This is a genomic window from Bacillus sp. CZDM1, assembly GCF_055502545.1.
The window spans coordinates 21,563-48,279 of sequence record NZ_JBUESO010000011.1 but is presented as its reverse complement, the minus strand read 5'-3'; the positions used below and the strand labels follow the sequence as shown (position 1 = coordinate 48,279).

The following is a 26,717-nucleotide window of genomic DNA, read 5'->3' as shown; positions in this document are numbered from 1 at the left end:
ATCGTAATAAGTAAACTTGAACCTTGACTTTTTATAGGAATTAAAAATCAAAAAATAGTAACGTTGAATGCTATTAAATTTTACGGAAGGAATGATGTAACCATGTTTGATAGACTGGAAAAGGTAAGAATTTTTAGAAAGTTTTTATTATCCTATCTATTGATTCTAATCATTCCACTTTTAGCTAGTTTAGTTATTTATCAAGTTAGTATTCATATAATAAAAGATTATGCAAGTGAAAACAGTAAAAACTTGCTCAACCAAACGAAAAACATGATCGATCAAAAGAATAATGAGATTGAGAACTTTGTTTACCAGATGTCTTTAAATCCGGAAATTAATCAATTAATGCATCGAAAATCGAATACGGATATAAATATCGCTTATGATATCTATAAAGTTCAAAATAGTATTAATCCGTATTGGTATACGAATAAGTTATTTAATAAATTTTATATCTATTTTAATCAAATTGACACCATCGTATCTCCTGAGTCATCGTATGTACGTACGAAGGACTATTATTATAACCATGCCTATGAAGGGCTAAGTTATGAGAATTGGAAAAAAAGTATCAATCAAACGTATCTTTCCCGTCATTATTTGCCCGCTGCAAATGTAAAGATGGGGAAAAAGACAGAATCCATTATTACATATGTACAATCACTGCCGTTTAATAGTAAAAGTCCAAAAGCAAATATTGTAATATTGATAGATGAAACGGAAATCACATCTTTATTGAATAGAATTTCTTCCCAATACGACGGTTCAACCTTTATTCTTGACGACAAAGGAAATTTAATTGCAGGCGATAACATGGATAAAAACATGATTTCTTTTGACAAGTCAACGGGTAAATTTTCAATTATGAATAAAGACAATAAATATATGTATATTGAAACGAAGTCTAATAATAATAAGTGGACGTATGTTGCACTCATTTCGAAAGAGAAATTATCAGAGGATGTCAGTTTTATTCAAACAATTAGTTCGGTCTTAGCATTTGTGACCATTCTAATCGGACTATTTACTGCCTTTCTTTTCTCTTATAAAAATAGCATTCCTCTAAATCGGCTTCTGGGAGTAATGAAGATTACAGAAATCGGAAAAGCAGCCGATCCATATGATTTCATCCACAGCAATGTGGAAGATATCATTGCTAATAATGACCAACTAAAGGTTAAAATGCAAAACCAATTACCTATTTTGCAAGATTCGGTGATTCAAAAATTAGTCGCCGGAGAGCTTACTTCTTCAAAAGAGGCACAACTGTTAATGGAACGAGCGAACCTGCCGTTAAAAGGGGCTTTTGGTTTTGTAGGTATCGTACAAATTATTCATATGTTGAATGAACTAGATAAAGAGATGCTAGATGAAATGAATGTCGCACAACTATTCATTCAAAATGAATTAACGGATCTTTTTAAAGGAGAAGGTCTGCTCTCCAATATCAATCAAGACCAAGTTCTTCTTCTATTAACTTATGATAAAAAACTTTCTCTTCAAGAAGTGAAAAAGTTGGAAGAGTCACTTCAGTTGTTTATTAAACGAATGGAAAAGAAATATAGTTTAAAAGTGAATATTGGAATGGGAGGCCAATTTGAACAGGTAACAGATATTCATCAATCCTTTGAAGAGGCAAAGGTAAGTTTACCATTTATTCAATCCCTTCTAGGTCAAGGCTCATTATATAAACATAAACATGAACATTCTTATCAAGAGGATACGATTGATTATTATTATCCCATTGAGGTAGAACTTCGCCTTATTAATGCTGTAAAGAACGGAGAAATAAATGAGGTCATGGAGCTGGTTGATAAAATACTTCTTGAAAATGTGGAAAGAAGAGTGTTAACGCACAAAAAAGGAACCCAATTATTGGCAGGTTTGAATGGGACCCTTGTAAGAATTCTTTCAAAAAATACGCAATTGAACACGGCAAAGGCAGATGAAATACAGGAACGCTTAGAAGAACTGTTGTTGAAAAAAAGCAGTTTTCATAAAAATTTTGAGCAGATAAAGGAAATGATGATTGAAATTGCTCAGAGTATTTATGAAAATAAGTCCGCAGGCAGGCAGCAAGTGATTCATAGGATGAAGGAATGGATTAAACAGCATTTTAGTGATCCCGATTTAACTTTGTATAAAATTTCTGAAGCTGTTGGTCTTCCTGAAAAAATGGTTCCATCGATATTTAAAGAACATGTTGGTGTAAACATTTCTGATTTTATTGAGGACGTACGGATTAACTTTGCAAAATCAAAATTAATTCAATCCGATGACGGTATTGATGAAATCGCTGTGCTTTCCGGTTATAACAGCGCACATTCCTTTCGGCGTGCCTTTAAACGTAATACTGGATCTTCGCCATCAGAATATCGAAAAATGATGAAAGGTGCTTAAAAAAGGAAAAAATACTCGTTTTCAAAAAATTGTACCCTATAAATTAATTGTACGGTTCCATATCCAATTGCTGAAAAAACCCTTTATTATCAAGGGTTTTTTATTGTACGTTATGAAATAAATCGTATCTTTCCCGTTTTTTAAATTTCAATTATGATAGCGGTAACATTTAAAAGATTAAGATTATTTGCAGCAAAGTAAGCAACAAAAAAATGGGGGGGTAAAATGAAGGTAGAAGTATTGGATCAAAAACAACTGAAAAATGTTGGTATTGAAAAAGAGGTTGTCTCAAAACATTCTAGATGGAAAAAAATTAAGAAACACTGGCAATTGTATTTTCTAGTTGCGATTCCATTAGTTTTTTTGATTACCTTTAAGTATGTTCCGATGGCAGGGATTGTTATTGCGTTTAAGGACTATAGTGTGGTAAAGGGGATTTTTGGCAGTGAATGGGCTGGAATGAAGTATTTCCAATCGTTTTTTCAGAGTCCAAACTTTTCTCTCTTATTAAAAAACACACTTGGGTTAAGTGTTTACGGATTAATAGTAGGATTTATTTGTCCGATACTATTAGCATTGGCATTAAATGAAGTTCAAAATGCTCGTTTCAAAAAATTCGTACAAACGATTACCTATGCACCCTACTTTATCTCTACTGTTATCATGGTGTCGATCATAATCTTGTTTTTATCACCAAATGCAGGAATTGTTAATAATATTTTAGGCTTATTTGGAATTGAGTCGATAAACTTTTTAGGAAATCCCACTTATTTCAAATCCATTTATGTTTGGTCAGATGTATGGCAAAACACCGGATACGCAACGATTATTTACTTAGCTGCTCTTGCAGGGGTTGATACACAATTGTATGAAGCGGCGAAGGTCGATGGAGCAAATCGCTTCCAAAAAATCATGAATGTCGATCTTCCAGGAATATTCCCGATTATTATTGTCTTATTAATACTTAATGTGGGGAGTATCATGTCCATGGGATTTGAAAAAATCTATCTATTGCAAAATCCATTAAATACGAATTCATCGGAAGTTATTTCTACTTATGTGTATAAAGTTGGATTGCTTGGAGCGAACTTTAGCTTTGCATCAGCGGTAGGTTTATTTAATTCCATTGTTAACTTCATATTAATTTTCACTGCTAACAAAATATCCAAACGATTCTCGTCATCTAGTTTATGGTAGGAGGGAAGGATTTGAAGAAAACAAAAAATATAAGGATAAAAGAATCAAAAATCGATCGCCTTTTTATGGGTGCTGTTTATGTGTTCTTAGCTCTCATTTTAATCGCTGTGCTATATCCGCTTATCTATATTGTGAGCGCTTCATTTAGTAGTGCATCTGCGGTAACATCCGGGCGTGTATGGCTGTTTCCTGTAGAACCAACTCTATTAGGGTACACGACGGTATTTAAGAATCCTCAAATTCTCCAAGGGTTCTCGAATTCATTGTTCTACACGGTTGTAGGAACCTTTATTAGTGTAACGATCACGATTATGCTTGCGTATCCTCTTTCAAGAAAATCGTTTTATGGCAGAAAACTTATTATGATCCTGCTCGTTTTTACGATGATTTTTGATGGAGGTTTAATTCCGCTGTATCTTGTAGTAAAAAATTTAAATTTAATCGATACGGTCTGGGCTCTTTTACTTCCATCGGCTCTTGCCGTGTTCCAAGTCATCATTGCCCGGACATTCTTTCAATCTACGATTCCAGATGAATTAGTAGAAGCGAGTGAAATGGATGGCTGCAGTGATATTGGCTTTATCTTTAAAGTCGTATTGCCGCTTGCGAAGCCGATTATTGCTGTCCTTGTCCTCATGTATGCTGTTATGAAGTGGAATATGTATTTTGACGCATTGATTTATTTAAAATCAGAAGAGCTATATCCATTACAGCTCATTTTAAGAAGTCTTCTCATTTTAAATACCGATCCATCAGCAAATATAGAAGATATTTTGAAGATGCAAGGATTAAAAGAATTAATGAAGTATTCATTAATTGTTATTTCAAGTTTACCAGTTTTAATACTGTATCCATTTGTTCAAAAGCATTTTGTGAAAGGAATGTTAATTGGATCAGTAAAGGGTTAAAAACAGTTTGGAACGTTTTATAAATTAAATAACGTTAGTAAAAAGCAAAGGAGATATTTATATGAAGAAGTTATCAGCTATTTTTCTGCTTTTGGTTTCAATAGTTTTACTTTTTGCCGGCTGTGTTCCTAGCAAGAACAGCTCATCAAACAATTCTAGTGAAGGTTCAGATCCAAATGGACCCATCGAAGTATCGATCTTCACACCAACGATTTCGTACGATCCAGTATTTGATCGTGAGAAAAATGAATTTACGAAAATGGTTGAGGAAAAGTTCAATATCAAAATTAACTGGGAAGACGCGAATCAAGATGCTGCAAAAGAAAAACGTCAATTGTCGCTGGCAAGCGGTGACTATCCAGATGCTTATTTGCTAGTTGCTTGGTTAGATAATATATCTAAAGTTGAAGCCCAAAAGTACGGGAAAGAAGGCGTTTTCCTGCCATTAAATGATTTAATTAATGAACATGCACCAAACCTTCAAAAATTGATGACAGAGGTTCCTTATTTAGAAAAAGGAATGACTGCACCGGATGGTAATATTTATGCTCTGCCTCCAGTAAATGAATGTTTCCATTGCTCTAAGTACGGGAAAATGTGGATTAATACAGATTGGCTGGACAAGCTGAATTTAGAAATGCCAACAACAACTGAAGAATTTAAAACCGTTATGGAGGCATTTAAGAACAATGACCCAAATGGAAATGGTAAAAAAGATGAAATTCCGTTGAGTGGCGAAAGCACAATGCTTGGTGATGATCCTACTATCTTTCTTATGAATGCATTCATTCCGAATAATGGTAAAGATTATATTAATGTAAATGATGGAAAGTTATTATTAGCACCAACACAGCCAGAGTGGAAGGAAGGATTGAAATATATTCATTCCTTATATAAAGCAGGATTAATTGACCAAGGTGCATTTACACAGAATCCAGAAGCGTATAAACAATTGGGTACGCCACAAGGTGATGTTGTCCTTGGTGGTGGTGCAGCAAGTCATTTGGCCATTATTTCGGATATCGCTTTGGATGCTTCAAAAGCATACGATGTAGTTCCACCTTTGAAAGGGCCAGGTGGTGCTCAATTTACCCCTTCCGATTATGGTAATGTCAATAATTTCACTTTTGCGATTACGAATAAAGCAAAAGGGAAAAAAGCGGAAGCATTAATCAAATTGGCGGATTTCTTATATTCAGAAGAAGGCAGCATGATGACTGCAAGAGGTAAAGAAGGTGTTCACTGGGAAAAAGGTGGTCCAGAAGACATTGATTTAACAGGTAAACAAGCAAAATATGCGATCATCCCTGCAGAACCTGATTTGAAAGAGGAAGATAAGGTACATTTCGGATGGGGAGAAAGAGGTCCACTAGGATTGACAAGAACGCTTAGAGACTCGATTGCAGCTGAACAAGATGAATTCTCTCTAGAGGGATATGAAAGAAGATTGTATAACGCAACATTGAAATACGATGGATTTGAACCGAAAGAACAATTTAATTTTGAAGCGGCTTGGGTTGATCCAAAAGAAGCAGATGAAGTGAACTTATTAAAAATCAATATGACTAAGTACATTGAAGAGAACATGGTGCAATTTGTGACTGGTTCAAAAGATATCGAAAAAGATTGGGATAAGTATATTGATGGCTTTAAAAATTTACAAGTCGACCGTTATTTAGAAATCTATCAAAAAGCATATGATGTAGGAAAATAAAAACTAACATAATAAAAAAGAATACACGAAAGTCATGTACAGACGTGTATTCTTTTTTTATTAAGGTGGGAAAAAGAGATGAAAGCAAGAGTCATAGATGTAAGGAGCTTCGGGGGAGAAACAAACTCAATTATTGATTATTCCCCCATCGTACATAAAATTTTACAAGATATAAAAGAAATAAAAGAGGACATCATCCTGTCTTTTCCTAAAGGAATCTATCATTTTTATCCTGATCACGCACCGAAACGAAACTTTCATACATCAAATACGGATACGAGCAGACATCCGATTAAGACGGTTTGCTTTCTAATCGAGGAACAGGAGAATCTAACGATTGAAGGAAATGGTTCATTCTTTTATTTTCATGGGGATGTGATGGGATTAGGGATTTTTCACTCGAAAAATATCCGTTTACAAAACTTCTCTTGGGATTATGAGGTCTCAACCCTATCAGAATTAGTTGTCCAGAAAACTTTTGCTGAAAATGGTTGTTATTATGCGGACTATAAATTAGAAGATTATGTTCCATATGAAATTAGTGAAAATCAGCTCGATTTTTACTGGTTAAGTGAAAGAAGTCCATATACCAATAAATATTATTGGAAAGACAAAGGCTCTAAAAATGAATGGGTAGTCGTTGGGTTTGACGAGATGAACGGAATGAAAAGAAGATTCTCTGTGAATAAAGGCCCGTTCGCTGATAACAGAGTGAAAATAGAAGAATTAGAGAAGGGAAAAATTCGTATCCATTATAACAACTCCCTGCCAAAGGCAGTTGTTGACAAGCGGGTGTTTGAATTTTGTAAAGCGAGTGATCGGAATACTGCGGGTGCGTTTATTTGGGAAAGTGAAAATATCACATTATCTAACATAGATATTCATTATCTACACGGTTTCGGTTTACTGGTGCAAATGAGTGGGGACATTACGTTCCAGTCGACTAATTTCATACCCAATAGCACCATGGGGAAGCATGGATCGAGCTTTGCTGATTCCATTCATGTTTCAGGCGCTAAAGGTGTGATTACTGTGGACGGGTGTACGTTTATGCACCCCCATGATGACCCTATTAATATCCATGGGACTTTTACCAGAGTCCAAAAAATAATCAATGAAAAAACAATAGAAGTTATTTATGCACACCCGCAGCAAAGCGGATTCCCACAATATCATCTTGGTGATAAAGTAGCCTTTTTCAATCGAGCAACAATGGCCGGCGAATTCGTGGAAGAGTATGAAGTAACGAAGGTTGTACATCCTGGACAAGATGGAAATGATCTTCAAACGATGCAAGTATCCTTTAACAAAGAGCTGCCTTTTGATACCGTGCAAAATGAGCAGGGTGAATTTTTATACGTCATGGAAAACGTGACTTATACACCAGAAGTAGTGATTAAAAATAATCGGTTTGCCCATGTTCCAACAAGGGGAATCCTCTGCACAACACGAAGAAAAGTGTTGATTGAAGGCAATCACTTTCAAAATATAACCATGAGTACAATCTTTATCTCCAATGATTCGAACGATTGGTATGAATCTGGACCTGTCAGAGATATGACGATTCGAGGGAATATCTTTCATATAAATCCGGTTGAAGATTGGGATTATCGTAAACCTGCAATTTATATTCATCCGATCCCATTAGGTGAGATTCCATCGCCAGTACCGATTCACAAAAATATTACAGTGGAAAATAACACGTTTTATATGCAGCATGAATGTGTGGTTTCCGCAGAAAACGTTGAAAATTTAACCATTAAAGAAAATAAGATTGTTAAGGTAAGTCCAAGCAGTCATTACGATGGGATTCATGATGTGTTATTTGAATTTGACACATGCAGGAATGTTTCACTAGAAGGAAATATTTACGAAGGAGACTTCGTACCGTATACGAGGGTGAACAATATGAAAGAAAGTGAATTAAAGATTAAGAATGAACAAACTGTTGTGTTTGAATCTAAAAATCTGTTTGAATCGATGTGAAAAATATTCGAGAATGGGAGATTTACCTAATGAATCTTTTAACCTATAAAAAAGCAGCAAATGAATGGACGGAGGCTTTGCCGCTCGGAAATGGAAGAATCGGTGCGATGCACTTCGGCGGAGTTGAAACAGAACGTTTTCAATTAAACGAAGAAACATTGTGGTCAGGACCGCCAGAGAGGGACCGAGAATATAACGATCAGGAATCCTTGCAAAAAGTAAGGCAATTGATCAAGGAAGAGAATTATGAAGAGGCGATCAGTGAAACGAAGAATATGTTTGGTCCTTATACACAGAGCTATATGCCGCTAGGGAACCTTACGATTCAATACCTTCATGGGGGCACAACAAGGAGCTATAAGCGGACACTCGATATTGGAACAGCCATTTCAAATGTTATCTACACAGTGGGAAAAATAGAATATACCCGTGAAGCCTTTATTTCACATCCGCATCAGGTGTTAGCAGTCCGGCTAACTAGTTCCGTTGCCAACCAATTAAACGTGATCGTTTCATTAGATAGTACGTTAAAATATCAAACTTCGAATTCTTCAGAAGAGTTGGCTTTACAAGGAATTTGTCCTGAAAAGTGTGCGCCAAACTATGTTCATGAGGATGAACAGCCCATTGTATATGGTGAGTTTAGTGAAACACAGGCGATTCATTTTGAAGGAAAACTAGGTGTTGTTATCGATGATGGAAAGCTAGAGTCATCGAATGGAAGACTATCCATCCAAAATGCAACAAATGTTGTTCTATATTTTTCTGTTTCCACCTCATTTAAGGGCTTTGATCAACTCCCTGGGGTCGGATTTAAAGAATTAACAGGGCAAAATGAGGCCATTCTATCAAAAGCGATGAGCATTCCTTATGAGCAATTGAAAGAAACACATATTCAAGATTATCAAACTCTTTACAACCGTGTTGATTTTTCGTTAGGACATAAACAGACAGATGTGCTGCTGGATACGGATGAAAGAGTGCAAAAATATCGTGCGGATGATTTAGAGATGGTCGAGCTTTTATTCCAATATGGCCGTTATTTGCTGATTTCCTCTTCAAGAGAAGGGACGCAACCGGCTAATTTGCAGGGAATATGGAATGACTTGACTCGGGCACCATGGTCATCCAATTATACATTGAACATTAATACAGAAATGAATTATTGGCCTGCTGAGGTGACGAATTTGTCTGAATGTCACCGTCCATTGTTAAAGGCAATCCAAGAGCTTTCGGTAACAGGGAAGAAAATGGTCAATGAGCGGTATGGCATGAATGGGTGGACGGCCCATCACAATACCGATTTGTGGAGACATGCGGATCCTGTTGGGGGCGAGCGCCACGGAGATCCGAACTGGGCTTTTTGGCCAATGTCAGGGCCATGGCTGTGCAGCCACTTGTGGGAGCATTATCTCTATTCCTTGGATAAAGATTTCCTTCGAGAAGAGGCCTATCCAATTATGAAAGGCTCAGCCCAATTTTGCCTTGATTGGCTGGTGGAGGATGAGAATGGCTATTTGATTACTTCACCGTCCACATCACCGGAGCATCACTTCTATGCAACAAATGGACAAGAAGGATCCGTTACCAAGGGGTCGACAATGGATATGCAACTGATTTGGGATTTGTTCACCAATTGTGTGGAGGCAGCAAGTGTCCTCGGTGTGGACGATGAATGGATTCATCAAGTAACTGCAGCAAAAGAACGCCTGCATCCTTTACAGATTGGGAAGTATGGCCAATTGCAGGAATGGCTCCTCGACTATGAGGATGCCGAACCACATCATCGTCATGTCTCTCATTTGTATGGAGTCTATCCAGGTAATCAAATTATTGAGGGTCCGTTATTAGAAGCTTCAAGGCAGACATTAAATCGACGCGGAGACGCTGGAACGGGATGGAGTCTAGGCTGGAAGATGTCCCTTTGGGCTCGTTTGAAGGATGGGGAACGGGTAAATGCATTGCTTCATCAATTATTTAACATTTGTACAGCGAAAAGGGAGGTAATGGTTGGAGGCGGATTGTATCCAAATCTGTTAGGTGCCCACCCTCCCTTCCAAATTGATGGGAATTTCAGTTATACAGCCGGGGTTGTCGAGATGATTATCCAATCTCACAAAGGATATGTTGAATTATTACCGGCACTTCCTTCCACATGGCTGCAAGGATCATTATCTGGAGTGCGGGTTCGAGGCGGGTTTGAGATTAACATTTCTTGGGATAAGATGCAGGTCAGACAATTGGATGTGACAAGTCAAACTGGGAACGAATTTATTCTCAAAATAGACACTGCTGTCATTGTTCGTGAAGAAGGAAAAGAAGATAAAAGAATAGAAGCTATTGATGGGTTTATCGCTCTTAAAATGAACAAAGACCAACAACTCCAGCTGCTATTTTAATAATATCTAGAAGATGAGGGATAGTATGAAACAAGCAAGAATTGGTGTCATAGGCACAGGCGGACGAAGTACAATTGTTGAATATTGGCATAAACCAGAGGGAAATTCGATCGTAGTTGCAGGGGCAGATGTGTCCTTGAAAGCACTTGAAAAATTCAAACAGGAAATTAATCATGAGGCTTTTGTTACAACGGATTATAGAGAATTGCTGGCAAGGGTGGATATCGATGCGGTTGCGATATTAACCCCTGATTACCTGCATGAGGAACATGCTATTGCTGCACTTCAAGCAGGAAAACATGTTTATTGTGAAAAACCATTAGCTATTACACCAGAGGCTTGCGATAGAATTCTAGATGAAGCAAAAAAATCAGGGAAGCATTTAATGGTCGGTTTTAATATGCGTTATATGAGCATGTACCAGACGATGAAAGAAATCATCGATTCTGGTGTCATTGGCGATATTAAGGCCGTATGGGTAAGGCATTTTGTCGGACTTGGCGGATACTTTTATTACCATGATTGGCATGGTACAGCAGCAAATACAACATCCCTGCTGCTTCAGAAGGCTTCCCATGATATCGATGTCATTCATTGGCTGACGGGCAGTTACACTACTAAAGTTTCGGCCTTCGGCAGTTTGGATTATTATGGGGGAGACAAACCGAATGATTTACATTGTCCGGATTGTGAACTGAAGGATACCTGTCCAGATGCCAGTTTAGAAAGGTTAACCAAGTGTGCCTTCAGAGAAGAAATCGATGTAGAAGATAATAATATGCTGATTATGGAACTAGAAGGCGGTATTAAGGCGTCCTATATGCAGTGTCACTTTACACCAGATTATTCGCGCAACTATACCATTATCGGTACAAAGGGACGCATCGAAAATGACGATGTAAATGATAAAGTTTATGTGAAAACAAGAAAGTCTGGATCCTGGCAGGGCGGGAGCGACATCACCTATGTGATGAAGCAAATGCCTGGAACACATGGTGGGGCAGACCCGCGCATTTGTGAGGATTTTGTAAATTTAGTTTTATATAATAAGCAGCCATTAACAACGCCATTTGCCGGTCGAATGAGTGTCGCTGTTGGATGTGCAGCAACAGAATCGATTCGCTCAGGCGGAAAAGTTGTGCCAATTGACCAGGGAAGACATAAGCCAAATACATCTATGGAAGCAGATGTAGTATGCCGGTCTTAACGATTTTGTGCTATAATATTTAGAATTGGTAGAATATTAAATTGGAGACTTCCAAGTTATGGGGTGATGGAGATTTTTAGTTTAGATAGCCGCTTGTATCAAGTATGCTTGTGGTTGTATAACTTCATGTATTTAAATATCCTATTTATTCTAAGCTGCATTCCGATTATTACGATATTCCCTGCCATCGCTGCACTTTTTGGAGTAGTAAGAAAGTGGAGAATAACGAAAGAAGTAGCGGTATTTTCTCAGTATAAGGAAATGTTTATTGAAAATTGGAAGCAAAGTTATTTAGTCGGGATTATATACACGATAATCGGAGCATTTTTAATTCTTGATTTACTATTTTTAAAACAAATGAATGTACCTTATAAAGGATTCATTCAGGCTGCGGTCCTTTTTGTTAGTTTTATAGTTGGTTTATCCTTTTTAAGTATTTATCCACTGATGGTCAATATGATCACGTCTTTTAAGAACTTGTGTCTTAATAGTCTTAAAGTAGGCTTATACAAAATTCATTTATCGATTTTTTGTATGATTATTCTTAGTGCATGGACGATTCTATCATTACGGTTTTCCTTTTTTATTTTCTTTTTCTTTTTTAGTGTTTCCGCTTATCTGATTTACTGGATTGCGGATCTTAAATTTAAACACCTACTACCACAAAAAGATATGGAAAATCAATTAAATAAAACTCCGGCATGACGCCGGAACAAAACCTTATTACTAAATGAGACAGATGGACTGGAGACCATCTGTCTTTTTAAAGAATCTAGCTTTTTACTAAATTGATTGACAATTGTATCTTGATTTGTTAACTTAATGTTATCGATAACATTAAGTTAACACACAAGGAGGGATCGGTATCAAAATCATTGATTCTCACCAACATTTTTGGAAGCTGGAGCGAGGAGATTACGATTGGTTAACTGAAGATATGGGCATCCTTTATCGAGACTATTTTCCAGAGGATTTAAAACCTACATTAAAAGAAAATTCTGTCTCTGGAACGATCCTTGTGCAAGCAGCACCTACATATGAGGAGACGCTTTATCTCTTATCGTTATATGAAAAGTATGAGTGGATTTACGGTGTAGTGGGCTGGTTAGATTTATCATCATCTACCTTTCCGGAACACCTAGATGTATTAATGCAGCAGCAAGGATTTGTTGGTTTAAGACCGATGTTACAGGATATCGAAAAAGATGATTGGATTTTACAGGAGCAGGTAATAGAGAATTCGAGACTGCTTAGTGCAAATGACCTGCCCCTTGATTTATTAATCACCGGAAGACATATTCCTTATATTGTTGATTTACTAGAGAGGCTTCCAGATTTACGCGTTGTCATTGATCATATTGCAAAACCGGAAATATCGAAAGATGGGTTTAAAAAATGGGAAGCAGATATGACCAAACTAGCAAAATTTCCTGCAGTTTGCTGTAAATTATCTGGTTTTATGACACTGGCGGATTCTTGGGAAACTGATGATCTTAAGCCTTATATTCACCATGTGGTTCAAGCATTTGGTTCTTCCAGAGTGATGTTTGGCAGCGATTGGCCGGTCAGTTTATTGGGAGGAAGTTATCAGAAGGCAATACAGATTGTTACCGATAACTTACCAAGTACGTTAAGAGACACAGAAAGAGAGCAAATTTTTTCAACAAATGTGAAATCATTTTATTTGCTGAAGGAAAGGTGTGTAAAAATATGAAACTCGCAAATGAACAAGAATTAACCAGTATTGTCATGTCCGAGTCTGATAATGTAGCTACACTTTTAAAAGAAATAGAGGCCGGAGAAAGCTTACAATATATGATTAACGGTAAAAAGGAAGCGTTAACAGCCAAACAAGCCATTCCGTTTGGGCATAAAATTGCCATCAAACACATTCAGCCTTCTGAACATGTCGTGAAGTATGGGCAAGTGATTGGGGCAGCTACTGTAGAAATTTCCCCAGGTGAACATGTACATGTTCACAATATCGAGGGAATTAGAGGAAGAGGAGATAAAAAGAAAGGGGATCACCATTCATGAACATGATAAAAGGGTATCGTCGGGCAAACGGGAAAATGGGAATCCGCAACCATTTATTAATCATTCCTACTGTTGTTTGTGCGAACCATGTAGCGAATCGAATCCAGCAATCTGTACCAGATTCAGTAGCGATTCCACATCAGCATGGATGCAGTCAGATTGGTGAGGACAAGGAACGGACATTCAACATTCTCGCGGGAACAGGGAAAAATCCCAATGTCGGTGCGGTTCTGTTAGTTAGTTTAGGCTGTGAAGTAATCAATGCAAAAGAGTTGCAAGAAGAAATTAGAAAAACAGGAAAGCCGGTAGAATGGATTGATATTCAAGATACAGGCGGAACCGTTAAATCAATTCAACAAGGTATTGAAATAGCGAAGCAATTATCTACCGAGATTCAAAAAATCCCACAGGTCGATGTACCGCTATCTGAATTAATTCTTGGAGTAAAATGCGGCGGTTCTGACGCAACTTCTGGATTATGTAGCAACCCAGCATTAGGAAAAACATCAGATGCCCTTTTAAGTAAGGGTGGCACCATTGTAATGGGGGAAACAACGGAGATTATCGGCGCAGAACATATTGTTGCACAAAGTGCTATCAATGAAGAAGTGGCCAATAAGCTGTATGCCTGTGTCGATCAGTTTGAAAAAGAAGTAGAACGGATTGGAGCAGATATGCGCGGGGGAAATCCTAGTCCAGGTAATATCGAAGGAGGTTTGTCAACGATCGAGGAAAAATCTCTTGGCTGTATCAGTAAAGCAGGCACGGCTCCATTAAAGGATGTACTAGCATTTGCTGAGGAGATTCCGGGAAATGGCTATTACTTCATGGATTCTCCAGGTAATGATATTGAGTGTGTATCAGGTATGGCTGCAGCCGGTGTACATATGGTTTGCTTTACAACGGGACGAGGGACACCAACAGGAAATCCGATTATTCCCGTTATCAAAATTACCGGGAATGAACATACGGCTGTCAAAATGAACGATAACATTGATATTGATACCAGTTCGGTTATGAAAGGAAAAGAAACAATCGAGGAAGCTGGCAATCGTATTCTAGAATTAGTTATTAAAGCTGCACAGGGTGAACTGGTAAAAGCTGAGATTTTAGGTCATCAAGAATTTAGTATCAGCAGAATCAGTATCAGCCTCTAAACATTCATAAGGGAGGTTTATTGATATGGGGAAATTTAGTAATCGAACTGCGCTTGTCACAGGCGGAAGCCGTGGAATCGGAGCAGCGATTGTTATGAGGTTAGCGGAAGAAGGCGCAAATGTGGCAATCAACTATACTTCACCACGTTCATTTGAAAAAGCAACTGCATTAAAAGAAAGAGTAGAAGAACAGTTTTCTATTAAAGCGATGGTTGTGAAAGCAAATGTTGGGATTAAGGATGAAGTTGACCAAATGATCGGCGAAGTAGAAAAAGAGTTAGGGCCGGTGGAAATCCTAGTGAATAATGCGGGGATTGCCCCATTTGAACCATTTTTAAGTGTTTCAGAAAAAACATGGGATGAAACGTATCAAACGAATGTAAAATCAATTTTTTTAACTTCCCAAAGAGTTGCGCCTACTATGATCAAAAATAGATATGGAAAAATCATTAATATTACATCAACTGCGAGTGTTCTTGTGACAAGCCCAGTGATTCCGCATTATATATCATCAAAAGCAGCAGCTAGTCATTTAACAAAAGCATTGGCTATTGAATTAGGCAAATACAATATTAATGTCAACGCAGTTGGACCTAGCACAGTAGCAACAGATATGTGCGAAGAATATCTCGAAGATCCACAAATTCTTGCAAAAGAAATTGAAGCCAATCCAATGAAGAGACTGGGTACAGAAAAACAAATTGGGGATGCTGTTGTATTTTTATCTTCTGAAGAAGCGATGCAAATAAATGGGCACCTTTTAATGGTAGATGGTGGATTAACCGTTAAAGCAGCACAGCCTGAGGATCACATGGATCATGATATGGAGGTAACTGTATGAGACTGCTTGATAAAATAGCCGTTATCACTGGCGGGGGCAGCGGAATTGGCAAGGCGACAGCTGAACTTTTCGCAAAAGAAGGGGCTTTCGTCATCATTACCGATATTCATCAAGAAAATGGACAAGGTACTGTATCTGAAATCGAACAACAGGGTGGAAAAGCAGCATTTTATCTGGTCGATGTAGCAAACCCTGAAGCGGTTGAATCTGCTATCGGGCAAATAATAGAAACCTATAAAAAAATAGATATTTTATTTAACAATGCAGGGATCAGCAATGTGGGAAGAGTGGATGAAGTAGAGCCGGATGATTGGGACCGGATTATGAATGTGAATGTGAAGGGAGTTTATCTGCCTTCTAAATACACACTCCCTTATATGATGGAGCAAAAGTCTGGAGTCGTTATTAATATGTCATCATGCGCAGCTGAGATGGGACTGGCAAAGCGGGCTGCCTATTCGGCAACGAAAGGGGCGGTTCTTGCACTGACCAAAGCGATGCAAGTGGACTATGCTCCATATAATATTCGTGTGAACGCCTTGTTACCTGGAACCATATTAACCCCTTTTGTTGAAAATTATTTAAGAACTTCCTACGATGATCCTGAAGCAGCAATCGAAGGGATTAAGAAGAGACAATTAAGCGGGGAATTAGGAAGACCGGAAGATGTTGCAAAAGCGGCACTCTTTCTTGCTTCCGATGAGTCTTCGTTCATGATGGGATCACCTCTTTATATTGATGGCGGCGTTGTTTTTGGAAAAAATGCATAGGAGGCTGAATGGAAAATGAAATTAGCTACTTTTATAAAGAATGAGAATGAAAGATTAGCAGTGAAATTGGACAATCAATTGATCGATATTGAAGAAACGGCTAGGAAAAATAACTGGGGAGAAGTCATAACAGATGTTATGGAGGTCATTCAGTTTCAACCATCAAAATTACAGGATTTTGAGAATAAGGTTATTGAGGCAGCAGCAAATGGTAATGCGGTAGTTATAGAAGAAGAGGATCTTGAATGGGGGCCTTGTGTAACCCGCCCACATAAAATCATTTGCGTCGGTTTAAACTATCGCAAACATGCTGATGAAACAAATACGCCATATCCTGAAGTTCCGATTCTGTTTAATAAGTTTGATAATACGCTAACAGGCCATCAAAGTGAAATTGCCATTCCATCTGTATCAAATGAACTAGACTATGAGGTGGAATTAGGAATCGTAATCGGGAAAAAGACAAAAAATGTTTCTAAAGAAGATGCGCTTTCTCATGTGTTTGGTTATTGTACCGTCAATGATTTATCAGCAAGAGATCTGCAAATGAGAACACATCAATGGCTGCTTGGGAAAACATGTGACGATTTTAGTCCAACAGGTCCTTACTTAGTGACAGCGGATGAGGTAGGGGATCCAAACAATCTAAGTTTGAAAACATATGTTAATGATGAATTAAGACAAGACTCTAACACTTCTGACATGATCTTTTCATGCGCAGAGATTGTCAGCTATATTTCTCAGCACATGACTTTGGTGCCGGGTGATCTTATTTTAACAGGTACACCTGAGGGAGTAGTATTTGGCCTTCCTGCTGATCAACGTGTTTATATTCAGCCGGGAGATGTAATCTCGGTTGAAATTGAAAAGTTAGGAAAGCTTACGAATAAATTTGTGGAAGAAAAGGCATTGGTCCATGCTTAAAGGAATTCCGCCCATTATTTCACCAGAACTGATGAAGGTTTTGATGGAGATGGGGCATGGGGATGAAATCGTTCTTGCAGACAGAAATTTTCCGGCTGCAAGCCATTCCAGCATTTTACTGAATGGTCACGGGCATGGCGTAGCAGCGTTCTTGACCGCCATACTAGAATTGTTTCCGCTCGATACATACGTTACCTATCCAGTTATGCTGATGGAACCGGTTGAAGGGGATGAAAAGGAGCCCGAAATCTGGAAGGAATTCGAAGCGATTGTTAATAATAGCAGCGACACTCCTGTTCAGATTGAAAAAGTAGAAAGGATGGCTTTCTACGAACGAAGTAAAGCGGCCTATGCCATCATTGCTACGAGTGAACGAGCTCTGTATGCGAACATTATTTTGAAAAAAGGCGTGCTTTAGTTGAGAGTGTGATAGAATTGACCATAAAAAATTATGGAGTCCGAGAGAATAAAAAGGCCCCAATCCAAATAATATGGATTGGGGTTTTTTTGATAAATCAAAAGCTGTGATTAGTTTCGGTTTAAGGTAGCGAAGAAAATGAAAGTAATAGGGTCCAAGCAACTCAGCAGACATCGAAATGATTCTTGGTGTTGGTTTTCATTGACAGATAAAAGCTACTTATCAAGTGGTAGAAGGTATTTTGTTAAAATTTGTTTTGATTAGATGAGTTCATTCCTATATTCTACTGTGCAGGAAAATAGTTGTTGGGTTGACTACACAAGTGTTGGTGATATAATTTAGCTTAATAAATGAATGTTAGTATGGTTTGGAGGCACGATTGAATAATGGAACCGTTGCAGCATGAAAGTTTAATCCCGTTATATCACCAATTAATGGAGAGATTGAAGAGTTCGGTTGAAAAAGGGCATTGGGTACCTGGTGATAAAATCCCGTCGGAAAATCAGTTAATGGACCAATTTGGCGTAAGCCGCAACACGGCAAAAAAGGCAATTGAGGAGCTCGTACAGGTCGGAATCCTTTACCGTATCCAAGGAAAGGGTACCTTTGTGGCAAAACCGAAATTGCAGCAGTCATTGATGGGATTCTATAGTTTTAGCAAAGTCCTAAAAGAAAAAGGATTGAATCCTAAGGATATCATTCTAAAAATAGAAGAAGTCAAACCGAATGCCAAAATCAGAGAAGCACTCCAGCTTGGAGAAAATGAGCATGTGATTGAAATGAAACGCCTTCGCTGTGCCAATAATGAACCGTATATTTTGGAATCATCGTTCATTCCGAAACATGTAGTTTCCAATAAGGAGCAGCTTAAAAAGGTGGGCGAGATATCTTTATATGATCTCTTTGCACAACAATTTAATACGGTAGTGACGAAAGCAAAAGAGGCGTTTGAACCCGTTCTCATTCGTGCTGACGAAAGTGAATATCTACAAACAGAAGAAGGCCGTCCGGCACTGCTGCTGGAACGAACAGCCTTTGATGCGAACGGTATGCCTGTAGAATTTTGTATATCCATTGTCCGAGGCGACCGGTGCCGCTTTTATACAGAATTAACATAATCGAGGATCACTTATTCCTTACGTTGGGTTGACCCAACAAGTAGGATGATGTAATATTATATTAATAAGATTGAAAGTTTCGTTTTGAAAAAAATAGATATACTCTTATTACGATACTGAAAGAACTTAGAAAAACTCATAGTCTATTGTCTATGAGTTTTTCTAAAACCTAACTTGTACCAACAACCCACCAATAGGTGAGCTTTTGATTATTTTGGATATTTTTTTATAGAGGTGAAGAGAGATGAAAAAGTCCATCGGTATTGATATCGGCGGAACAAAGATTGCAGCGGGAATCATAACGGAATCGGGAGAGTTGCTTCACCGTACCGAAGTAAAAAGTGATCCTTCTGACCGCGAAAACATGTTTACACGAGTAGTAACAGCGGTGGAACAAGTTCTTGAAGGGACATCAATTTCGGAGATTGAAGGTATCGGTGTCGGGGTACCTGGGAAAGTCGACCGAGAGAATGGCATCGCCGTTTTTCAAAACAATTTGCCATGGCAGCAGTTTCCGATTGCCGCCAGGTTACAGGAACAATTTGGTGCCAAGACCATCACCATTGACAATGATGTTTGTATGGCGGCTTTTGCTGAGTGGAAAGCGGCCAAGGGGAAAACCAATGAGACCTTTGTCTACGTGACAATCAGTACAGGAATCGCCTGTTCGATCATCCATCATGGAGCCTTTTTTAGAGGAGCTGGTTTTGCCGGGGAAGTGGGGCTGATTCCGGTTCTTTCGAAGGAAGGCAATGAAAGGTTAGAAATACTCGCTGCCGGCCCAGGAATCGAGAAAATAGCCGGGATTCCAACCAAGGATGTCTTTACTGGATATTTAAACGGGTTACAGGAATATCAGGCAATCATTGATGAAGTTACCGACCATTTAGCCCAAGGACTTTATTCCATCTCAAGTTTAATAGACCCACACAAAATGGTTTTCGGCGGCAGTGTCATTGTAAATAACCCTTTCATGCTTGAATTAATCAAAGAAAAACTAAAAATCTATCAACTTCCTGAACAACAGCATCTGTTAGAGCAAATGAGCATTAGTACATTGGCACAAAATAATGGCGTTGTTGGTGCGGGATTGCGCGCGTTTGAAGAATTCTAAGGAGGAATGGTCGGATGTTTACATTAAGTCAAGAAAAATTAGTGCCATTGGGTGCATCGATCACAACAGCAGAAATAAAACAGCAGCCTGATTTATGGGCAGAAGCCTTTGCTTTGTATTTGGAGAAAAGCAGAGAGATTGAAGAGTTTTTACTGAAAGTATCAACCAAACACGGCCGGGTTCGAGTTATTTTTACAGGTGCCGGAACGTCTGCCTATGTTGGTGATACCGTCACACCATACCTTAAAGAAAAAGTTGATGAAAAACAGTGGGAATTGTTAAGTATTCCTACAACCACTTTAGTATCCAATCCCTATCAATTTTTAAAAGCAGATTTTCCAACCGTACTCGTTTCATTTGCGAGAAGCGGTAACAGTCCGGAAAGTGTTGCAGCTGTACAATTAGCGGAGCAAATTGTAACTGATTTATATCAGGTAACAATTACTTGTGCGAAAGAGGGTCAATTAGCCAAGCGGGCAGCAGGGGATGAAAATAATTTATTGCTATTAATGCCTGAAAAATCCAATGATCAAGGATTTGCGATGACGGGAAGTTATACGTGCATGTCGTTAACGGCTTTACTTGTTTTTGATTCTTTATCCATTGAAGAAAAATCGACGATTGTAAAAACGATTCAACAAATGGGTGAAAGTGTGATCGATAGGGAAGACGTGATTCAAGCGATGATCAATCATGATTTTGATCGAATTATTTACTTGGGATCTGGAAGTTTAGAAGGGTTAGCGAGAGAAGCACAGTTAAAAATATTAGAGCTGACTGCAGGTAAAGTTGTCACAGCCTTTGATTCACCGTTAGGATTCCGGCATGGTCCTAAATCCTTTGTGAACGAAAAATCATTAGTTTTTGTGTTTGTTTCCAACCAACCTTATACACGTCAATACGATTTAGATATGTTAAAAGAAATGCAGCAAGATAACACTGCCAGCATTATTTGTTCAATCGAGGTTGATGGCAATACCAATTATGATGGGAACAGGTTTGGATTTGGCAGCGAGGCCAACTTCGTGCCGGATGCTTACTTAGCCTTGCCTTTTGTCATGATTGGTCAGACAGTTTCCTTGCTTGCTTCGGTAAAAGTAGGCAACACACCAGACACACCTTCACCGACAGGAACGGTGAACCGTGTCGTTAAAGGCGTAACCATCTATGAATTTAAATAGGGGAAGAAGCATGTCCAAGTTTATCTTTGCAGATAAGTTTTTCCTTGATGGAAAGGTTGAAGGTCCTGGATTTTTGGAAATAAGAGATGAGAAATTCGGTGACTTTTCAGGAAACAGACCAATGGAAGCGGAAGAAATTATTGATTACGCAGGGCATTGGATCGCTCCTGGTTTAGTAGATACACATATTCATGGCTTTAGAAATCATGACATTATGGATAATGATTTTGAAGGATTGAATCAGATTTCTGAAGGTCTTCTATCCTGCGGGGTCACTTCGTTTTTGCCGACAACCTTAACTTCTTCGTCAGAGTCCTTGAATAATGTAGTTGAAATGATTGGTGCCAATTATAAAAAAGTGCAAGGTGCAAAAATTAAAGGGATTTTTTTAGAAGGACCATTTTTTACAGAAAAGCATAAAGGGGCCCAAAACACGAAATACTTTTGTGACCCATCCGTGGATCTTTTGAAAGTCTGGCAGAAATTATCCAATGATTTTATCAAAAAAATTGCCATTGCCCCTGAACGAAAAGGAGCAGCGGAATTTATTGAATATGCAGTGCAAGAAGAGATTGCAGTGGCATTAGCCCACAGTGACGCCACTTACGAAGAAGCAAAGCAGGCGGTTGAAAAAGGAGCTTCGATTTTTGTTCATACCTTCAATGGAATGAGTCCGATGCATCATCGGGAGCCGGGGATGGTCGGGGCAGCGATGAATTTAAAAGATGTTTTTGCCGAAATCATTTGTGACGGACATCATGTTCATCCTAGTGCCGCTAACATTTTAATGAATGCCCGTGGCAGAGATCAAACCGTTTTGGTGACAGATTGTATGATGGCTGGAGGCATGCCGGAAGGGAACTATCAACTCGGAGAATTCCCTGTCGAGGTGAAAACAGGCGCGGCCCGGATTGAAGGCGGCAGTTTAGCAGGCAGTATATTGCAGCTGAAAGATGCTGTCAAAAATGTCGTCGATTGGGGGATTGCGACACCAGAGGAAGCGATCTATATGGCGAGTACGGCTCCTGCTAAGAGTATTGGGCTGGATGTGGAATGCGGGAAAATTGCAAAAGGGTACGCTGCTGACTTTATTGTATTGAATCCTGATCTGGAGTTACTTGCGACTTACCTTGATGGTGGCTGTCGTTACCATTTACAGAAAGAGGGAGTGCAATGATTTTAGCTGTCACGATGAATCCATCCGTTGATATTGGCTATCCGATAAATAATTTCAAGTTAGATGCGGTAAACCGTGTGGAAAATGTTCGGAAAACAGCTGGCGGAAAAGGTTTAAATGTTGCCCGGGTGATTGCACAAATGGAAGAAAAAGTCCTTGCTACCGGTGTAATTGGCGGAACGATCGGTGATTACATCGTTCAGGAATTAAATAAAAGTCACATTCTGAATGACTTTTTGAGAATCGAAAAAGAGTCGAGAAATTGCATTGCTATTCTTCATCAAGGCAGGCAAACGGAAATATTAGAATCTGGACCAACCTTAACGAATGAAGAAGGGATAGCTTTTTTAGGGAAATTTGAAGAGCTATTGGCAAAAGTTTCTTTGGTAACCATTTCAGGAAGTTTACCTAAGGGTCTGCCAGTGGATTTTTACCAGCAAATGTTAGCGATTTGCCATCGGAGGCAAATTCCAGTTGTATTGGATTCATCAGGAGAACCGTTAAAAGCAGCCTTGTTACATAAAGTAAAACCATTGGCAATTAAGCCGAATCTGACGGAATTGTCTCAGCTGCTTGGCGTGGAAGTAGATAGCAGGGTAAGCAGTTTAAAACGAGCTTTAGATCATGAATGGTTTAAAGGGATTGAATGGATTGTTGTTTCGATGGGCGGGGAAGGGGCCTTTGTAAGGCATGGTGCAGATGATTACCGGGTAACCCTCCCAAAAATAGACGTAGTGAATCCGGTTGGTTCCGGAGATTCTGTGGTTGCTGGGTTAGCTGTGGCACTGAATCAAAACCAATCGGTAGAAACTGTGTTGAAAACGGCTATGACCATGGGAATGCTCAATACCATGGAAGACGCTACGGGATACATTAACATGGCAAAATTCGGACAGTATTTTGATTTGGTAAAAATAGATTGATAGGAGGAATATCGATGCTAGAATTAACAAAAAACAAATTGGATGCTTTAAAGCGTTTATCTGATGAAAATGGTATTATTGGGGCTTTAGCAATTGATCAACGCGGTTCGTTGAAAAAAATGATTGCTGCAGGAAGTACGAAACCAGTTGGTGATGAAGGCATTATCCGCTTTAAAGAATTGGTTTCAGAAGAATTAACTCCTTATTCAACTGCTATTCTACTAGATCCAGAATATGGACTGCCAGCGGCTAAAGTCCGCAGCAAAGACTCCGGTTTATTGGTCGCCTATGAAAAGACCGGATACGATGCAACAGCTGTGGGCCGTCTGCCTGATTTACTGCCAGAATGGTCAGTGAAACGGTTGAAAGAAGCAGGTGCCGATGCCGTAAAATTTTTATTGTACTATGATGTCGATGAAGATGAGAAGATTAATGATTATAAACATGTATATATGGAACGGGTAGGTTCCGAGTGTGCTGCCGAGGATATTCCGTTTTTCTTGGAAATCGTCTCTTATGATGCCAATATTGATGATGTAAAAAGTAAAGAGTATGCAAAAGTGAAGCCGCATAAAGTGATTGAAGCCATGAGGGAGTTTTCCAAGCCACAATATCAAGTTGATGTGCTGAAAGTAGAAGTTCCCGTGGATATGAATTTTGTTGAAGGGTATACAGAAGGTGAAACCGTATATAGTCAGGCAGAAGCTGCTGCGTATTTTAAAGAGCAAAGTGAGTCCACACAGCTTCCGTTTATCTTTTTAAGTGCAGGAGTAAGCGCTGCGCTATTCCAAGAGACTTTGAAATTTGCAAAAGACTCCGGTTCTAGCTTTAATGGGGTGTTATGCGGCCGTGCCACCTGGAAAGACGGGGTTGCCCCATTTGCTTCAGGTGGTGAGCAAGCCAGCCGTGAATGGCTGCAAGTCCTTGGTAAAAAAAATATCGAAGAACTAAATGGTGTTTTAAAAGAGTCCGCCAGCTCTTGGTTTGATAAGGTTAAAAATAATAGCTTCGCAGCTTATTAAGTTTAGTGGCGATGCTATTAAATTAGTAGTGATATTTATAAAAAAAAAGGGGCTGTCCAAAAAGTCAGATAACTGACTTTTTGGAGCCCCTTTTTAATTCTCAAAAACTGGGGATATTTTAGAGACATATTGGGCAGCCCACCCCTTATTAGTTGGAAAAAGTTTTTTAAAAATTCAATTTACAATTACTCCATTATGTAATAATATAAACTTAAAGTTTGTTTGATGTTACTTTTTGTTTGTTTCAAAGAAAAATACAATCGAAACAAACAGTTTTAAATAATTTACAAATATTTGAAGTTGTTATTTATCGGTTTCATTGAAAAAATACCAGGATGTGAATGAATTATTATGGATGTACTGTTAAACGAGCGTCAATATTATATTTTAGAAAAGTTGGAAAATGAAAAGAAAGTATTTGTTGCTACTCTAGCTCAGGAATTAGGCGTAGCCCCTGAAACCATCCGCCGGGACTTAGACACATTGGAAAAGGCAAGAAAATTAAAGAGAGTCCACGGTGGAGCTGTTCGATATCTTCAAACAAATAATGAGCCACATTTTGTAAAAAAAATGAATGTAATGGCGGAAGAAAAAGCTGCAATTGGAAGAAAAGCTGCCGAGTTTATCCAAGATGGAGACACTATCATGATTGATGTAGGTACAACGACCATTCAGCTGGCAAAAGCAATCTCTGGAATAAAGTCCTTGACGATTGTAACCAATTCCCTCGCTGTGGCTGAGGAATTAAATACGCAGTTGGAAAATCTAGAATTTGACGGGAAGGTAATTGTTCTTGGCGGGACAACAAATCCAGGACAAAAATCGATTGTAGGTGCATTAACTTGTAAGATGCTTGAAGCATTTCGGTTTGATAAGTTATTCCTCTCATGTGGTGGTATTACCGTTAATAATGTAAGCGATTACGATTTTGAGGAAAGCTTGGTCTCAACGGCCATGATTGAAAGGGCGAATCAAGTTTTTCTGTTAGCTGATTCCTCTAAAGTCGATAATGAATCTTTTTATAGAATTTGTCCCTTATCGACAGTTGATTACATTATTTCTGATAAAGACATGCCTAAATCTTGGAAACAAAAGGAACTGGATACCATGATCGAATGGGTCACAGCAAAAGGAGTGACAGTTTATGAAAGTTGATTACCATCTACATCTTGAAGAAGGCCCCTATTCATTACGCTGGCTCGATCGAACGAATCAAGCAATAGAGCATTTTCATCCTCTTAGTGAACAGAAACATACTTATGAGTGGCTGTTTAATAGTGTGGAACGTTTATCTAAACGAGTAAAAAAGGGATCTTATGATTCAACTTGGATTGACCTCTATTTAATTGAAGCGAAACGAAAGGGACTGAGTGAGGTTGGGATTGTAGATCACTTATATCGTTTTAAAGAAACAAGGCCATATTTCGAAAAATATATAGATATTAGTCAATCCGAACTTGGAAATAAACAACGTAAATGGTTAAACCAAGTGATGACGGAATCAATGGCAGACTTTGTCACAGCGATAACAGAAGCGAAAAAACGCTGGGCAGCTGAGGGAATTACTCTAAGACTTGGAATTGAAGCAGATTATTTTCCAGGCGGGGAGCAAGAATTAACAGATCTTCTTGGTCCGTACGAGTGGGACTTTGTTATAGGTTCTGTTCATTTTATTAACGGCTGGGGGTTCGACAATCCTGAAACACAACATCTATTTTTAAATTATGATTTGGATTGTTTATATCGGGATTTTTTCAGCGTAGTAGAAAAAGCAATCCGCAGCCAATTATTTAATTTTGTCGCTCATTTAGATAATCTTAAGGTATTTAACTTTCGCCCGGACGAAAGTCTCCTTCTTCACCATTATGAAAAAATTGCAGAAGCACTAATTGATACCGATACTGCAACTGAAATAAATGCTGGATTATATTATCGTTATCCGGTCAAAGAAATGTGCCCCAGCCCTATATTTCTAGATGTTTTAATCAACAAAGGGGTATCCTTTACCACATCATCAGATTCTCATTTCCCTGACTACATCGGAGCATTTGTCGACGTAAATACTGAAACACTATTAAACAAAGGCATAACCGAAATAGCAACCTTTGAAAAAAGAAAGAGAACCATGAAACCTTTAGGGGAGGCACGAGAAATCACTCAAAACGCCTAATAGGAAGATAGATTTAGAGTCTCCTGATTTCGACTAACGGAATGTCTGAAA

Annotated in this window: 23 protein-coding genes; all 23 read left to right on the top strand. The window is 38.6% G+C overall.

Annotated elements, in window-relative coordinates; genetic code table 11:
* Window positions 1–102 precede the first annotated feature (102 nt).
* Window positions 103–2,403: a PDC sensor domain-containing protein gene (locus tag ACY3XC_RS21930; protein ID WP_464870447.1), complete on the top strand. Its 2,301-nt coding sequence runs from the start codon at window positions 103–105 to the stop codon at window positions 2,401–2,403.
* A gap of 225 nt (window positions 2,404–2,628) precedes the next feature.
* Window positions 2,629–3,600 (top strand): ABC transporter permease, encoded by a 972-nt coding sequence (locus ACY3XC_RS21925; protein ID WP_464870446.1) that lies wholly within the window; start codon window positions 2,629–2,631, stop codon window positions 3,598–3,600.
* A gap of 65 nt (window positions 3,601–3,665) precedes the next feature.
* Window positions 3,666–4,508 (top strand): carbohydrate ABC transporter permease, encoded by an 843-nt coding sequence (locus tag ACY3XC_RS21920; protein ID WP_464870525.1) that lies wholly within the window; start codon window positions 3,666–3,668, stop codon window positions 4,506–4,508.
* Between the two features lie 61 nt (window positions 4,509–4,569).
* The gene (locus tag ACY3XC_RS21915; RefSeq protein WP_464870444.1) at window positions 4,570–6,222 is read left to right on the top strand and encodes an extracellular solute-binding protein; all 1,653 of its coding nucleotides are present in this window, start codon (window positions 4,570–4,572) and stop codon (window positions 6,220–6,222) included.
* 78 nt (window positions 6,223–6,300) lie between these two features.
* Window positions 6,301–8,208, top strand: coding sequence for a right-handed parallel beta-helix repeat-containing protein (locus ACY3XC_RS21910; RefSeq protein WP_464870443.1), 1,908 nt, complete (start codon window positions 6,301–6,303; stop codon window positions 8,206–8,208).
* Between the two features lie 29 nt (window positions 8,209–8,237).
* The gene (locus ACY3XC_RS21905) at window positions 8,238–10,607 is read left to right on the top strand and encodes a glycoside hydrolase family 95 protein (protein WP_464870442.1); all 2,370 of its coding nucleotides are present in this window, start codon (window positions 8,238–8,240) and stop codon (window positions 10,605–10,607) included.
* A 25-nt stretch (window positions 10,608–10,632) separates the two neighbouring features.
* Window positions 10,633–11,814, top strand: a complete 1,182-nt coding sequence (locus ACY3XC_RS21900) for a Gfo/Idh/MocA family protein (RefSeq protein WP_464870441.1) — start codon at window positions 10,633–10,635, stop codon at window positions 11,812–11,814.
* A 126-nt stretch (window positions 11,815–11,940) separates the two neighbouring features.
* The gene (locus tag ACY3XC_RS21895) at window positions 11,941–12,519 is read left to right on the top strand and encodes a YesL family protein (protein WP_464870440.1); all 579 of its coding nucleotides are present in this window, start codon (window positions 11,941–11,943) and stop codon (window positions 12,517–12,519) included.
* Window positions 12,520–12,673: 154 nt separating this feature from the next.
* Window positions 12,674–13,528 (top strand): amidohydrolase family protein, encoded by an 855-nt coding sequence (locus ACY3XC_RS21890; RefSeq protein WP_464870524.1) that lies wholly within the window; start codon window positions 12,674–12,676, stop codon window positions 13,526–13,528.
* Complete coding sequence (locus tag ACY3XC_RS21885) at window positions 13,525–13,851, top strand: UxaA family hydrolase (protein WP_464870439.1); 327 nt, start codon at window positions 13,525–13,527, stop codon at window positions 13,849–13,851. The genes ACY3XC_RS21890 and ACY3XC_RS21885 overlap by 4 nt, the downstream gene beginning before the upstream one ends.
* On the top strand, window positions 13,848–15,008 hold the full coding sequence (locus ACY3XC_RS21880; protein ID WP_464870438.1) for a UxaA family hydrolase: 1,161 nt from the start codon (window positions 13,848–13,850) through the stop codon (window positions 15,006–15,008). Before ACY3XC_RS21885 ends, ACY3XC_RS21880 begins: the two co-directional genes overlap by 4 nt.
* A 25-nt stretch (window positions 15,009–15,033) precedes the next feature.
* A complete protein-coding gene (locus ACY3XC_RS21875) occupies window positions 15,034–15,849 on the top strand; it encodes an SDR family NAD(P)-dependent oxidoreductase (protein ID WP_464870437.1) in 816 nt (271 codons plus the stop codon).
* Window positions 15,846–16,619, top strand: a complete 774-nt coding sequence (locus ACY3XC_RS21870) for an SDR family NAD(P)-dependent oxidoreductase (protein WP_464870436.1) — start codon at window positions 15,846–15,848, stop codon at window positions 16,617–16,619. The genes ACY3XC_RS21875 and ACY3XC_RS21870 overlap by 4 nt, the downstream gene beginning before the upstream one ends.
* 15 nt (window positions 16,620–16,634) lie before the next feature.
* Window positions 16,635–17,543: a fumarylacetoacetate hydrolase family protein gene (locus ACY3XC_RS21865; RefSeq protein WP_464870435.1), complete on the top strand. Its 909-nt coding sequence runs from the start codon at window positions 16,635–16,637 to the stop codon at window positions 17,541–17,543.
* Window positions 17,536–17,961: an RbsD/FucU family protein gene (locus ACY3XC_RS21860; RefSeq protein WP_464870434.1), complete on the top strand. Its 426-nt coding sequence runs from the start codon at window positions 17,536–17,538 to the stop codon at window positions 17,959–17,961. The genes ACY3XC_RS21865 and ACY3XC_RS21860 overlap by 8 nt, the downstream gene beginning before the upstream one ends.
* Window positions 17,962–18,347: 386 nt before the next feature.
* Window positions 18,348–19,079 (top strand): GntR family transcriptional regulator, encoded by a 732-nt coding sequence (locus ACY3XC_RS21855; protein ID WP_464870433.1) that lies wholly within the window; start codon window positions 18,348–18,350, stop codon window positions 19,077–19,079.
* A 244-nt stretch (window positions 19,080–19,323) separates the two neighbouring features.
* The gene (locus ACY3XC_RS21850; RefSeq protein WP_464870432.1) at window positions 19,324–20,193 is read left to right on the top strand and encodes an ROK family protein; all 870 of its coding nucleotides are present in this window, start codon (window positions 19,324–19,326) and stop codon (window positions 20,191–20,193) included.
* A 14-nt stretch (window positions 20,194–20,207) separates the two neighbouring features.
* Window positions 20,208–21,374, top strand: a complete 1,167-nt coding sequence (locus ACY3XC_RS21845) for an SIS domain-containing protein (RefSeq protein WP_464870431.1) — start codon at window positions 20,208–20,210, stop codon at window positions 21,372–21,374.
* Between the two features lie 10 nt (window positions 21,375–21,384).
* Complete coding sequence (gene nagA, locus ACY3XC_RS21840; protein ID WP_464870430.1) at window positions 21,385–22,551, top strand: N-acetylglucosamine-6-phosphate deacetylase; 1,167 nt, start codon at window positions 21,385–21,387, stop codon at window positions 22,549–22,551.
* Window positions 22,548–23,474, top strand: a complete 927-nt coding sequence (gene lacC, locus ACY3XC_RS21835) for a tagatose-6-phosphate kinase (RefSeq protein ID WP_464870429.1) — start codon at window positions 22,548–22,550, stop codon at window positions 23,472–23,474. The genes nagA and lacC overlap by 4 nt, the downstream gene beginning before the upstream one ends.
* A 14-nt stretch (window positions 23,475–23,488) precedes the next feature.
* The gene (lacD, locus tag ACY3XC_RS21830; RefSeq protein ID WP_464870428.1) at window positions 23,489–24,496 is read left to right on the top strand and encodes a tagatose-bisphosphate aldolase; all 1,008 of its coding nucleotides are present in this window, start codon (window positions 23,489–23,491) and stop codon (window positions 24,494–24,496) included.
* A 351-nt stretch (window positions 24,497–24,847) separates the two neighbouring features.
* Entirely contained in the window at window positions 24,848–25,651 is an 804-nt protein-coding gene (locus ACY3XC_RS21825) for a DeoR/GlpR family DNA-binding transcription regulator (RefSeq protein ID WP_464870427.1), read from the top strand.
* Window positions 25,641–26,666 (top strand): histidinol phosphate phosphatase domain-containing protein, encoded by a 1,026-nt coding sequence (locus ACY3XC_RS21820; RefSeq protein WP_464870426.1) that lies wholly within the window; start codon window positions 25,641–25,643, stop codon window positions 26,664–26,666. The genes ACY3XC_RS21825 and ACY3XC_RS21820 overlap by 11 nt, the downstream gene beginning before the upstream one ends.
* Window positions 26,667–26,717 lie beyond the last annotated feature (51 nt).